Annotated in this window: 12 protein-coding genes; all 12 read right to left on the bottom strand. The window is 38.6% G+C overall.

Features of this window, described 5'->3' with window-relative positions:
* Positions 1 to 19 precede the first annotated feature (19 nt).
* Positions 20 to 2,002 (bottom strand): Stk1 family PASTA domain-containing Ser/Thr kinase, encoded by a 1,983-nt coding sequence (gene pknB / locus ACJ004_RS02430; RefSeq protein WP_410890948.1) that lies wholly within the window; start codon positions 2,000 to 2,002, stop codon positions 20 to 22.
* The gene (locus ACJ004_RS02425) at positions 1,999 to 2,757 is read right to left on the bottom strand and encodes a Stp1/IreP family PP2C-type Ser/Thr phosphatase (protein ID WP_410891264.1); all 759 of its coding nucleotides are present in this window, start codon (positions 2,755 to 2,757) and stop codon (positions 1,999 to 2,001) included. Before ACJ004_RS02425 ends, pknB begins: the two co-directional genes overlap by 4 nt.
* Positions 2,758 to 2,762: 5 nt before the next feature.
* Positions 2,763 to 3,854, bottom strand: a complete 1,092-nt coding sequence (rlmN, locus tag ACJ004_RS02420) for a dual-specificity RNA methyltransferase RlmN (protein ID WP_410890947.1) — start codon at positions 3,852 to 3,854, stop codon at positions 2,763 to 2,765.
* 3 nt (positions 3,855 to 3,857) lie between these two features.
* A complete protein-coding gene (gene rsmB / locus ACJ004_RS02415) occupies positions 3,858 to 5,207 on the bottom strand; it encodes a 16S rRNA (cytosine(967)-C(5))-methyltransferase RsmB (protein WP_410890946.1) in 1,350 nt (449 codons plus the stop codon).
* On the bottom strand, positions 5,188 to 6,147 hold the full coding sequence (gene fmt / locus ACJ004_RS02410; RefSeq protein WP_410890945.1) for a methionyl-tRNA formyltransferase: 960 nt from the start codon (positions 6,145 to 6,147) through the stop codon (positions 5,188 to 5,190). Before fmt ends, rsmB begins: the two co-directional genes overlap by 20 nt.
* Positions 6,144 to 6,629 carry a peptide deformylase gene (gene def, locus ACJ004_RS02405; RefSeq protein WP_410890944.1) on the bottom strand — a complete coding sequence of 162 codons (486 nt, stop codon included), beginning with the start codon at positions 6,627 to 6,629 and terminating at the stop codon, positions 6,144 to 6,146. Before def ends, fmt begins: the two co-directional genes overlap by 4 nt.
* Before the next feature lie 114 nt (positions 6,630 to 6,743).
* Complete coding sequence (priA, locus tag ACJ004_RS02400) at positions 6,744 to 9,155, bottom strand: primosomal protein N' (protein ID WP_410890943.1); 2,412 nt, start codon at positions 9,153 to 9,155, stop codon at positions 6,744 to 6,746.
* Complete coding sequence (coaBC, locus tag ACJ004_RS02395) at positions 9,142 to 10,365, bottom strand: bifunctional phosphopantothenoylcysteine decarboxylase/phosphopantothenate--cysteine ligase CoaBC (RefSeq protein ID WP_410891263.1); 1,224 nt, start codon at positions 10,363 to 10,365, stop codon at positions 9,142 to 9,144. The genes priA and coaBC overlap by 14 nt, the downstream gene beginning before the upstream one ends.
* Before the next feature lie 195 nt (positions 10,366 to 10,560).
* Complete coding sequence (rpoZ, locus tag ACJ004_RS02390) at positions 10,561 to 10,779, bottom strand: DNA-directed RNA polymerase subunit omega (RefSeq protein ID WP_410890942.1); 219 nt, start codon at positions 10,777 to 10,779, stop codon at positions 10,561 to 10,563.
* 1 nt (position 10,780) lies between these two features.
* On the bottom strand, positions 10,781 to 11,395 hold the full coding sequence (gene gmk, locus ACJ004_RS02385; protein WP_410890941.1) for a guanylate kinase: 615 nt from the start codon (positions 11,393 to 11,395) through the stop codon (positions 10,781 to 10,783).
* Between the two features lie 11 nt (positions 11,396 to 11,406).
* Positions 11,407 to 11,670 carry an extracellular matrix/biofilm regulator RemA gene (gene remA, locus ACJ004_RS02380; RefSeq protein ID WP_026566410.1) on the bottom strand — a complete coding sequence of 88 codons (264 nt, stop codon included), beginning with the start codon at positions 11,668 to 11,670 and terminating at the stop codon, positions 11,407 to 11,409.
* 59 nt (positions 11,671 to 11,729) lie between these two features.
* The gene (locus tag ACJ004_RS02375) at positions 11,730 to 12,605 is read right to left on the bottom strand and encodes a YicC/YloC family endoribonuclease (protein WP_410891262.1); all 876 of its coding nucleotides are present in this window, start codon (positions 12,603 to 12,605) and stop codon (positions 11,730 to 11,732) included.
* Between the last annotated feature and the right edge of the window lie 17 nt (positions 12,606 to 12,622).

Below are 12,622 nucleotides of genomic sequence, written 5' to 3'. Positions count from 1 at the left end.
TAGAACATTAGAATATTAATCATTCTGTTTCAGAATAGTTAATGACATCCTCTGCGATCACCTTAGTGTCCCGAATAACTTTGTAACCAGCTTTTCCGCCATAAGGAATCGTTAACTCAATTTGTTTTTTTGTTGTTTCAGTAATAGAAAAGGTTTCAGCAGGTTCAGTCATGCTGTGATTCATATCTTCAATGTAGATGAGAACTTCCTGCGGTGGAATAGGTTCGCCAGTAACTGGAACGGTCGGTTCATAATCGATTGTTATCTCCTTAATTACCGTTTTTGGAGGCTTTTCTTCCTTACCTTTTGAGATAATAACGGTTACTGTGTCACCCTTATTCATTTCCGTTCCAGGTTTTGGTGTTTGTGAAATCACCATGTCAGCAGGAACTTTTTCATCATATTTTTCTTCTGTCTCTATCTTGAGCCCCACTAAGGAAGCATAGTCCTCAGCACTTTTTAATGTGTATTGTTTTAAGTCCTTAAGGACAATTGTTTCTGGTCCTTTACTAACTTCAAACTCTAAAATAGTATCTTCAGGGACGACTTCTTCACCACCTGGAGGGGATTGGCTAAGTATCGTTCCTGGTGGACTTTCATTGTATATCTCCGTTTTCTTGATATCTTTAAAATTTCTACCTTCTAATAATCCAAAGATATCATCATATAGTCGGCCAACATAATTAGAGAGTTCCGTTTTTTCTTTCCCTGTACTAACATATAATGTTACTTTTGCGTTTTCCTTCACCGTTGTACCAATTTCAGGATCTGTCTTAATAACATCTCCTTCTTCCACATTTTCATCAGGAATTTCGATTTGTTTATCAACCTCTAGCCCACTAAGAGTCAGCTTAGAAATCGCATCATTTAATTCCATGCCACTTACATTTGGAATTTTGACATCCTTAGCAGTTAATAATCCAGGTAAAAATGTAATAACTAATAGTCCAAGAACAGCAAGGATAAGAAAAGTAATAATTAAGACAGCCGGCCATTTTTTCCGCTTTTGCTTACTATTTTTATCTTTTTTAGGTGAATCCTTTTTGTTTTGTACCATTTTATCGGTACTATGCACTAATGTTTCATCAAGGTTTTTATGTGGACGGTCATTTGTAATAATAGGTATTGCTTTTGTTGCTTCGTCATCAACCGGAATGGTAAACTTGGGTTCATTCATTCTCTCAGAATTAAGTGCTGTTCTGATATCCTCCTCCATTTCATCGACACTGTTATAGCGATGGAATGGATCTTTTGCGGTGGCTTTCAAAACGATATTCTCTACACTTTGCGGTATGTTTGAATTCCACCTTCTGACAGAAGGTGTTTCTGACTGGAGATGCTTCAATGCAATCGATACTGCCGATTCACCTGAGAAAGGAAGCCTCCCTGTTAAAATTTCGAACATAACAATCCCAAGGGAATAAATATCAGATTTCCGATTCGCCATGCCACCTCGGGCTTGTTCTGGTGATAAATAGTGTACTGAACCTAATACAGAATTAGTTTGGGTAATGCTGGTTGCACTCAGGGCCATAGCAATTCCAAAATCAGTGATTTTCACATTGCCATCCCGATCGATTAGGATGTTATGCGGCTTAATATCACGATGAATAATATGATTTTGATGGGCATGGGATATAGCAGAAGTTAGCTGCATCATAATATCTAAGGCTTTTTCGACACGAAGCGACGAATGTTGGTTTATGTATTGCTTTAAAGTTTGCCCATTCACATATTCCATAACAATATAGTAAAGAGAATCCTCTTCCCCTACATCATATATACTTACGATATTGGGATGGGTAAGACTAGTAGCTGACTGTGCTTCTCTATGAAAACGTCGAATAAATTCCTCATCATTGACAAAATCAAGGCGGAGCATTTTGACAGCAACTTCTCTGTCTAAAATCATATCATGTGCTAAATAAACATTTGCCATACCGCCTCCGCCAATCATTCTAAGAACTTTATAGCGGCCGCTTATTCTCTTCCCAATAATCACTGAACATCACCCAATTCAATATCTTTAGCAAATTCTAATATGATCAGGGTAATATTGTCTTCTCCACCATTCTCATTTGCAATCCTAATTAATGTAGAAGCTTTTTCATCAAGTGAATCTTCATTTTGAAGAATTTGTTCCATTTCCTTTTCATTTACTTTATTGGACAAACCATCAGAACATAAAAGTAGAAAATCTCCTTCTTCAAACATGATTGTCTTAATATCGATTTTAACGTCTTGTTCTGTTCCTAATGCTCTTAAAATCCAATTTTTCCTTGGGTGATGCTCCGCATCCTCTTTCGTGATTTGCCCCGTTCGGACTAATTCATTGACAAGAGTATGGTCCTCAGTAAGCTGCTGAAACCCCATATCATTTAATATATAACAACGACTATCCCCCACATGGGCAATTGTTGTAAAATTATCTGATGCAATGACAGCTTCAATCGTTGTGCCCATTCCCTCACATTCCACATGACTTCTGGCATGGTCAAAAAGTATTTGATTCACCTGAAGGACATGCGCTTTCAGCCACGCTTCCGCTTGATCAGCTGTTTGAATTCCTTTCGATTTCTCCCACATTTCTTGTAAATGTGAAACGCTCATTTTACTTGCAACATCACCAGCAAGGTGACCGCCCATACCATCAGCTACGATGGCAAGGCGGTGTCCGTCCCGATTTACAAAAGTACCACCACTATCTTCATTATTCTGACGAACTCTACCTTGGTCCGTTTTAAAAACAGCTTTCACTTTTGTCACCTCGTCTCCTCTTTCCGCTCCTTTGCACGAAGTTGCCCACATGCTGCAGCTATATCTGAACCTTGCTCCCGGCGAATGGTTACATTAACTCCGCGGTTTTTCAAGGTTTTTTCAAAAGCAAAAATCTTGTCTCTTGGCGTCCGTACATAATCCCGTTCTGGAACATAGTTAACAGGAATTAAATTCACATGACACTTAATTCCTTTTAATAGTTCTGCTAATTCTTCGGCATGCTCGACAGAATCGTTAACTCCTCCAAAAAGACCATATTCAAAGCTTATACGACGCCCTGTCTTATCGATATAATACCTTACTGAGGCCATTAAGTCATCAAGTTTGTAAGCTCTGTTAATCGGCATTAACCGTGAACGTAATTCCGTATTTGGGGCGTGCAGTGAAATAGCAAAATTAATTTGTGTATCTTCATCAGCAAACTGATAAATCTTTGGCACGATACCACTTGTTGAAACAGTAATATGACGAGCCCCAATATTAAGAGCTTTTTTGTGGTTAATGATTTTTAAAAATGACATCATATTATCATAGTTATCAAAGGGCTCACCAATTCCCATAATAACCACTGAACTAACACGCTCATCTGTTTGATCGAGCGCTTGTTGTACTTTCACAACTTGAGCAACAATTTCGCCCGCTTCTAAATGTCGTTTTAATCCTCCTAATGTTGAGGCGCAAAAGGTACAACCAATTCGACAGCCTACCTGCGTCGTGACACAAACGGAATTCCCATAATCATGACGCATCAACACGGTTTCAATCGAGTACCCATCATGAAGTTCAAATAGGAACTTTATCGTCCCATCAGATGAAGTTTGTTGAATCGCGATATCTAATGTTGTAAGTTCAAAATGCCTTGCCAGCTTTTCTCTAAGACCTTTCGAGACATTACTCATATCCTCAAAAGTTGTTATCCTTTTTTTATAAAGCCATTCAAAGATTTGTTCGGCACGAAATGGCTTTTCTCCATTTTCTGACAGCCAATCCTTTAATTCGTGTAGCTGCAATGAATAAATTGATTTTTTCTTTATTTCCGTCGTTGTGTTTGTCTCAGTTGTATTTAATTGTTCCAACTGTTACACCTTCTTTCTTAAAACTGCAATATAGAATCCATCTGATCCAAAATCCTGTGGGAATATCTGCAAATCAAAACCTGTAATTAATGGCTGTACCGCTTCAGGCATCCGGTTTTTAAATGTTAAATCCCCTTCAAATTCAGGGTTATTCGCAAGGAATGTCTTCACCGTATATTCATTTTCCTCTTTATCAACAGTACAGGTGCTATAGACAAGAATGCCTCCCTTTTTCAATAACGGGGTTACGGATGTTAACAAGTCTTGCTGAATCGTACTTAGCCGCTTAATATCCATCTCAGTTTTTGTGTATTTCATATCTGGCTTTCTCCTCATTACCCCAAGACCGGAGCAAGGAGCATCAAGAAGAATTCGATCAAAGGATTCACTCTTAAACTTTTCCTGTAAATGTCTTGAATCAGAGACACTTGTTTTTATATTTTCTAACCCCAACCGTTTGGCATTATCATTGATTAACCTTACTTTGTGCTGATGAAGATCAACCGAGATCACTTCACCGGAATTGTCCATTTTTTCAGCAATATGGGTACTTTTACCACCTGGTGCGGCGCAGGCATCAAGGACATATTCATTTTGTTTTGCACCTAATGCATAGGCTGCAAGCATTGAACTTTCGTCTTGAATCGTAAACATTCCATACTTAAAAGAAAGGGTTGAAGCCAGATTTCCCTTTAACGATCGAATTGCCTCAGGAATAATCGGACTTTCCTCAATTTGAAAACCATCTTCTTCCAATATATCAATACATTCGTCTCTTGTGATTTTCGTGAGATTAACTCTGGCTGTTTGCAGTGGTGCTGTTAGGTTAATTTCACACATTTCTTTCGTTTTATCAAAACCGAATTGATTAACCCACCTGGTAATAAGCCATTCAGGGTGACTAGTTTCAAGTGAGAGTCGTTTATTAGAGTCCGTAATTTCCTCTAAAGACCTGAGTCCTTCTCTCTGAATGCTCCGGAGGACTCCATTTACCAAACTGCCGATTCCTTTATGACCTCGTTTTTTGGCAATTTCGACCGCCTCGTATATAGCAGCTCTGTCTGGAATCCGATCAAGATAAATCATTTGATAAAGCGTCAGCCTTAATAAATGGTGAACCCAATTAGCTAACTTTTTATTTTCTTTGACGAATGGCTCTAAAAAATAATCTAGTGCCATTCTTCTTTGTAATGTTCCATAAACTAATTCTGTTAAGAGTCCAACATCCTTAGCAGGCAGCTCGTTTTTTTCAATTGTTGTATTAAGTAGTAAATTGCTGTAGGATTGATTCTTCTCAATAGCAACTAACATATCCATTGCGATGGTCCGTACATTATTTATTGTTGATGTCATTGCTTTCTCCTAGCTTTGTGCCTATTGAAATTTTTGATCCTCTTAAGAATTGTTCACTCATCATTTTTGATTTCCCAGAAGGCTGAAGTTCAATGATTTTAATTGCTGTTTCATTGCCTGTACTAACCGTGAATCCATCTGACTCTACTTTAATGACAGTTCCAGGAACTTCTTTCATGTGTCCTTCTACCTTTTTTGCCCCCCATACCTTGATTACCTGACCATTCAAGGTTGTAAACGCAACTGGCCAAGGGTTTAATCCACGGATATGGTTATAGATTTCTTCACCCGTTTTTGTCCAGTTAATTTTTTCCTGTTCTCGTTTAATATTGGATGCAAAGGTGGCATCTGCATGGTTTTGCGGCTTTGGAGTAAGTCGCCCCTCCAATAGAAGCGGCAAAGTTTCCGATAATAACTTAGCCCCTGCTGAACTCAATTTGACGAAAAGTGTTCCAACATTGTCCTCTTCCGTGATTGGAACTTCGATACTTGTTAAAATATCGCCTGCATCTAATTTTTCCACCATATACATGATTGTCACACCAGTTTTCTGTTTCCCTTGAATGATAGCGTAGTGGATAGGTGCACCGCCGCGAAGTTCTGGAAGTAAGGAGGCATGGACATTAATGCAGCCATATTTTGGAGCTTCTAATATTTGATTTGGTAAGATTTGGCCAAACGCGGCCGTAACAATTAAATCAGGTTTCAATGAAAGGATTTTCTCAAGTTCTTCTTCTTGACGAACTTTTTCTGGTTGAAAGACCGGAATACCATGTTTTAAAGCCTCAACCTTTACTGGAGTGGGTGTCAATATCTTTTTTCTTCCTACCGGTCGATCTGGTTGTGTAACAACACCAATGACCTCATATCCATCATTAATAATTTGTTGTAAAACCGGTACGGAAAAATCGGGAGTACCCATAAAAACAATCTTGGTCATTCAACTTCTACTCCTTTTAACTCATCTTCCTCTAGATATCTCGACACTTTTGTTGTAAATAATATCCCATCCAGATGATCAATTTCATGCTGAATCGCCCTCGCGAGAAAGTCTTCAGCTTCTAATGTATATTTTCTGCCTTTACGATCAAATGCTTCAATTTTAACAAAATTGGGTCTAGTTACTTCGCCATACAATCCAGGGAAACTTAAACAACCTTCTGGTCCAGTTTGTTCACCAGATGTTTCTAAGATGACTGGGTTGATCATTTCAATTGTCCCTAATTCATCATCGATATCAACTATAGCAATCCGTTCGGCTAATCCAATTTGCGGAGCAGCAAGTCCTACCCCGTCATATTCAATCATCGTGTCATACATATTTTCAAGTAATTTTGCCAGCTTTCTATCAAACTTTACGACTGGCTTGCAAGTCTGCTCAAGTATTTCAGCAGGATAATTTACTACTTTAAGTATTGGCAAATCATTTCCCCCATTAATGCCATTATTATTAAGGCGTAATTAATTTTTTTATTGCTTACATTTTCACCAAAAAAGCGAAATATTAACCTTTGACTACCTTGACTATCAAGCTTGTTACATTAAAATAAATGGATTAACATCTATTGTTACCAATAAGCCACTCTTTGTATCTGTTTGATATTGATCCAAAATTGTTTTTAACATTTTTGTCAAGTTCGGTTCCCGCTTGTATTTTATCAGACATTGATAGCGATATCTATTATTAATCCTAGGAATTGGCGAGGCTGCTGGTCCTAATACAACCGCATCGTTTGAAACCTGCGAGCGTACATACTTAACAATTTTCTCTGTAGCCGTTACGACTGTCATTAATTGTTCATGACTGACTGTAATCAGTGATAGATAATAAAAAGGTGGGTAATGATGAGTTTTTCGAATCATCATTTCTCGGTGATAAAAGAGATCATAGTTTTGTGTCCCAGCAAGTTCGACACTATAATGTTCAGGTGTGTAGGTCTGGATAATGACCTCACCTGGCAATTGGTGACGTCCTGCCCTTCCGCTCACTTGTGTTAATAATTGAAAGGTTTTTTCAGATGCTCGGAAATCAGGTAAATGAAGCATGGTATCAGCCGAAAGTACACCAACCAAAGTGATATTGGGGAAATCCAAGCCTTTAGCAATCATTTGTGTCCCGAGGAGAATATCTGCTTTGCCATTTTGAAAATCTGTTAGTAATCGTTCGTGTGAGCCCTTTCGCCCTGTTGTATCCACATCCATACGAATAACCCTAGCTTCAGGAAGAAGTTTTCCAAGTTCATCTTCCACCTTTTGTGTACCGGTCCCAAAGTAACGGATATACTCACTTGAACATTCCGGGCACTCTTTAGGAACAAGGCTTTCATACCCACAATAATGACATTTCATTTGTTCATGGACACGGTGATAGGTTAGCGATATATCGCAATTAGGACAATTCATCACATAACCGCAATCCCGGCACATCACAAAGGATGAATGGCCGCGTTTATTTAAAAATAAAACAGATTGTTGTTTTTTTTCGATTCGGTCCTTTAGCATCTCAAACAGCTTTCCAGAAAACATGGAACGATTTCCATTCCGAAGCTCTTCACGCATGTCAATGATCTCCACTGCGGGAAGAGTTTGATTATTCATCCGACTAGGCAGTGATAAAAGATGATATACCTTCTTTTGAGCCCTAGCAAATGATTCGAGTGACGGGGTTGCACTTCCGAGCACAACAGGACAGTTATAGGTTTTTGCCCTTTCAATTGCCACATCCTTGGCATGATATCGAGGCATTTCCTCCTGTTTATAGCTTGTTTCGTGTTCCTCATCAATAATAATGATTCCTAAGTTCTCAAAAGGTGCAAAAATCGCCGATCTAGCTCCTACCGCTACTTTTACTTCCTTGCGTTGAATCTTACGCCACTCATCATATTTTTCTCCAGCAGATAAACCACTGTGCAAAACAGCCACTAAATCCCCGAATCTTCCTTTAAAGCGATTAACCATTTGCGGGGTAAGCGAAATTTCCGGTACGAGTACAATGGCTTCCTGCCCTCTTTCAATAACCTCTTGTATGGATTGGAGGTAAATTTCCGTTTTTCCACTTCCAGTAACCCCATAAAGTAAAAATACCTCATGTCGATTTGTTTCAATTGAGTTTAAAATTGGCGTAATGGCTGTTTGTTGGGAACTTGTTAAGGGTAAAGGCTTTGTTCGTTTGAAAGTGCTATGTTCAAATGGATCGCGATATACTTCCATTTCATACTCAATAAGGAGCTTTTTTCCTACAAGCGCTTTAATGGTTGCGGAAGTCGTTTTTATCTCAGCGATCAATTGTCTCAATTCGACCGCATCGAAATGGTCAACAAAATAACTTAAAACTTGCTTTTGTTTCTCAGCTTTAGCAGGAAAATGCTCAATAACCTCTTTTAATTCAAGTAAAGAAACGAGAGGCCGGACAAATTTAAGTTGTTTCTTTTTAACCTTTTCTTTCACAATGTAAATGACTTCCAACTTACCTTTCGTTGCCTCTTTTTGTAATAAAGAAACCATACCATTCTTCAAAGCATCTTCCCAGTCCACCATTAATTGGTTTTCAAAAAGAGCTTGGAGGGGTTCTGATAAATCAGCCAGTTGCACCCCCACAGCAAGTTTCACTTTTTTTTCATACTTTGCTTTTAATGCAGCTGGCAGCATCACCTGATAAGCAAAGATTTTAAAACAAAGTGTATGTTCGGTCAGCCAGTCGCCAAGTTCTAATAATTCTTTGTTTAAAACAGGCTCTAACTCCATTGGTTCAATAATCTCTCTTAACTTTTTAAACTCAGATTGTGATTTTAACGAAGTGACAAACCCTTGGATTTTTCTCGGACCGAAGGGAACAATTACCCTCATTCCCGGCTGAATGACTCCGCTCCATTGCCTTGGAATCAAATAATCGAAGGTCCGATCCGTTTGCTTTGTCGGTACATCCACAATCACACTAGCTATTTCCATTTTTATCCATATCCTTTAAAAGGGAAGTAATTTCTTCAATAATCCTTTTTGCTACCTTACTTTTTGACATAAGCGGCAAATCAATTACTGCTCCCTCGCGTTTAAAAAGCGTGACAATATTTGTATCCGTCCCAAACCCTGCACCTTCCGCTTTCACATTGTTGGCGACGATTATATCTGCATTTTTCGTCGTTAATTTTTTCCTTGCGTATTCTTCAACATTCTCCGTTTCAGCGGCAAAGCCAACAAGGACTTGGTTCTTCTTTCTCTTTCCCAGTTCCATCAAAATATCTTTGGTTCTTTCCAATTCAATAATCGCGTCACCAGCTTGCTTCTTTACCTTATGTTCATGAGTAATTTTTGGACGGTAATCAGCAACAGCTGCTGTTTTTATAACTACATCGGCTAATGAATAATATTTCAGAACCGCATTGTACATTTCCTCTGCGCTTTCCACTTTCACCACTTCCATCCCGGAAGCAGGTGTAAGTTGGACCGGGCCGGAAACTAAAACAACGTTAGCACCTTGTTTTTTTGCCTCTTCAGCAAGGGCATACCCCATTTTTCCTGAAGAATGATTAGAAATAAACCGCACTGGATCAATTTTTTCACGAGTCGGACCAGCTGTTACCACAATAGTTTTGCCTTTTAAGGGTTGCTGTCCTTTGTTCTTAAAAAATTCGTGGATCAGTTCGACGATTTTTTCTGGTTCTTCCAATCGTCCCTTTCCAACATATCCACAAGCAAGGTATCCTTCACTAGGTTCAATAAATTGATAACCATATTCGGCTAATAGGGATAGGTTCTTTTTCACAGCAGGATGATCGTACATATGCACATTCATGGCAGGGGCAATCCAAACAGGTGAAGTGGCTGCGAGCAGTGTTGTAGTTATCATATTGTCTGCTATTCCACTCGCTATTTTCCCAATCGTATTGGCAGTTGCAGGGGCTACAAGGATCAAATCAGCCCAATCTGCTAAATCAATATGGGCAATGACACGCGGATTGATTTCATCAAAAGTATCGACATATACTTCATTGCGGGATAATGCCTGAAAGGTTAATGGGGTCACAAATTTTTGGGCTGATTCACTTAAAATAACTTTTAATTGTGCTCCAGTCTGAACAAGCTTACTAGTTAGTGCTGCTGCTTTATAGACGGCGATTCCACCTGTAACACACAATAATATTTTTTTATCTTTTATCATCATCGGTTCCCCCGCTTCTTGTTCAACAGTCTTTACTGTTATTATGCAAGAATAAATGTAATTTTTCATCTTTTACCTACTCATATTTCGACAAAATTCACAAAAAAAGAATCACCAAAATAAAAAAGGCTGACACGTAAGGTTTCCCCCTTTTGTCACGCCTTCTTTCATGATTTTTTCACCTATACTTATTTTCTACTCAATGCTTGTTTCGGCTTTCTTAGAAATCCGGTAGGTTAATTCACCGCTATAAATTTCCTCAAGTGCTTTACCAACATGCTTATGGGAAACATACTTTGGTAATCTTTCATCCTTTACTTGGGACATTACACGTGCACGCTTTGCAGCAACGGACACTAGTGAGTATTTAGAATCGATTTTTTCAAGCAATGAATCAATAGAAGGATATAACATTTTATTCAACCTCCAGCAATTTTTTATAGCGATGTTCTACACGTTCTCTGCGGCAATGCTCTGCTGTGACAATGGCTTTTACTCGTTCACATGCACGCTTCACTTGGTCATTTTCAACGACATAATCATATAATTCCATCATTTCAATTTCATCCCGGGCAGACATCATCCGGTTTTTGATAATGTCATCTGTTTCCGTTCCCCTAGTGACAATCCGGTTCTTTAGTTCGGATAGGCTCGGTGGCATAAGGAATATAAATAAGCCTTCAGGAAACTTTTCACGAACCTGACGGGCACCTTTTACTTCAATTTCTAAAAAGACATCTTTACCTGCATCTAAGGTTTCACGAACATAATCCACAGGAGTACCATAATAATTTCCGACAAATTCGGCATACTCCAACAGCTTTCCCTGCTTAATTAAATGTTCAAACTCTTCCCTTGATTTAAAAAAGTAATCGACTCCATCAATCTCCCCTTCTCGCGGTGAGCGGGTTGTCATCGAAATGGAATACTCAAAAGCTGTATCCGGATGGGAAAAAATTTCTTTGCGTACCGTTCCTTTACCAACCCCGGATGGACCAGAAAGTACAATTAACAATCCTTTTTCCTGCATTTTCAAAAATCCTACCCTTCATCAATTATTTCATCACGATCAGCTAAACGGTGTGCAACCGTTTCAGGTTGAACGGCTGATAGAATAACATGGTCACTATCCATAACAATTACTGCTCGTGTCCGTCTACCGTATGTGGCGTCAATTAATGCACCCCGGTCCCGGGCATCTTGAATAATTCTTTTTATTGGAGCAGATTCAGGGCTGACAATTGAAATAATTCGATTGGCAGAAACGATATTTCCAAATCCAATATTAATTAATTTAATCGACATGGTTTTCATCCAATCATTAATAATATATTTTGACCGTCTCAAACCATTTCTAAACAAGGTTACTCGATATTTTGAACCTGTTCTTTTAGTTTCTCAAGCAAACTTTTAATATCGACCACTTGTTTAGCAATGTTTGAGTCATTTGCCTTTGAACCAATGGTATTTGCTTCTCTGTTCATTTCCTGGACGATAAAATCCAACTTTCTTCCAATTGGCTCCATACTTTGTAAAGTTTGCAAGAATTGTTGAATATGGCTTTTTAAACGCGTAACTTCTTCATTGATATCTGCCTTATCAGCAAAAACAGCTACTTCTGTTAAAATTCTCGTTTCGTCTAATTGCCCATTAGCAAATTCTTCCATCCTCTTTGTTAGACGCTCTTTATATGATTGAACCACAAGTGGAGCGAATTTTTGAAGTTCAAACACATATAGTTCTAATTGTGCCAGGATAGCGAGCAAATCTTTTTTTAATTCTTCTCCTTCTGCCAACCTCATTTGTTTCAATAATTTGGCAGCTTCTTCTGTTGCGTCTAGAACTAGTTTCTCAAGCTCATCATTGCCGATTTCACTTTCTTCAATATGTAAGAGTTCACTTCGACTAAGCAAATCCTGAAGTGTTACTGTTCCTTCAACACCATAATTTTCACGTACCTGCTTGATAGTCTGGGCATATTCATCAAGGAGTTTCCAGTCAACATGGACTTTGCGGGTAACGACACCTTCACCCTCTAAGCTAACATATACTTCAACTCTACCACGACGGATATGCTGACTTAGTTTCTTTTTCATTCGATCCTCTATTTTTAATAGCTGCCTAGGCATGCGGATATTCATTTCACAAAAACGGTGGTTTACTGTTTTTACTTCCACATTAACAGAGAAGAAATCTGATTCTGCCCTAGCTCTTCCGAATCCCGTCATACTAATAACCATTTTGTGCACATCCAATC

Source organism: Neobacillus sp. 204 (genome assembly GCF_046562815.1).
Lineage (GTDB): Bacteria > Bacillota > Bacilli > Bacillales > Cytobacillaceae > Neobacillus.
Note: the sequence above shows the minus strand (reverse complement) of the source record. Positions and strands in the feature narration are given on the sequence as shown.